The sequence below is a fragment of the Mesorhizobium sp. M7A.F.Ca.US.006.04.2.1 genome (assembly GCF_004022915.1).
In the GTDB taxonomy this organism is placed as follows: Bacteria; Pseudomonadota; Alphaproteobacteria; order Rhizobiales; family Rhizobiaceae; genus Mesorhizobium; species Mesorhizobium ciceri.
Genome location: NZ_RZQA01001569.1, coordinates 1 through 581 on the forward strand (window position 1 = coordinate 1; position 581 = coordinate 581).

General features: G+C 61.6%; 1 protein-coding gene and 1 pseudogene. Both read left to right on the plus strand.

What is annotated here, in order from left to right; all coding sequences use genetic code 11:
- Positions 1-106 (plus strand): annotated as a pseudogene (locus tag EN925_RS41350) (thioesterase); the annotation flags it as partial.
- Between the two features lie 235 nt (positions 107-341).
- On the plus strand, positions 342-539 hold the full coding sequence (locus tag EN925_RS38775) for a hypothetical protein (RefSeq protein ID WP_013531006.1): 198 nt from the start codon (positions 342-344) through the stop codon (positions 537-539).
- The last annotated feature ends 42 nt before the right edge of the window (positions 540-581 follow it).

Below are 581 nucleotides of genomic sequence, written 5' to 3' on the forward strand. Positions count from 1 at the left end.
CTCCCCCGCCGATGTGCTGGCCAGGGTCGAAGACATACGCGCCGCCCATTCGGCCCTGCCGATGCCGGAACGGGCCGGCCGCTCGATCGGCATCAAACGCAAATAGGGCGATGCCGACACGTCTCGTTTCCGGCTTCAAAGCCACACCGGCGATCTAAAATCGCAGAACCTTGCCGTCGACCGGCGGCGGCGCTTGAAGCGATGCGGCGCCCTCGTTAACCTTACCAAGGTTTTAACGGGAACAAGCCATTTGAGCCGTTGCGCGACTCAGCGGGCCGGTCGAAAACGATCTGCATCGAGGTAGCGACACGGGCGGCGCGGCGCCGGTTCGAGGAAAGTGCATGAAAACCGACATCAAGGTCGAGGTGGACAGGTTGGCTGCCGATCCGCGCATCACCGACTACGATTTCTGGCGCTCGCTCAAGAACGTCAACAATGAGATCTTCCACATCGCCAACAACAACGAGCCGATTCCGTTCGACATGATCCGCTGGCGCGCCATCCTGAAACAGGCGCGCATGAAGCGCGGCCACGCATAAGGTCCTCGAACGGAACAATCCCCGCAGGTCAAGCCTGGCGCC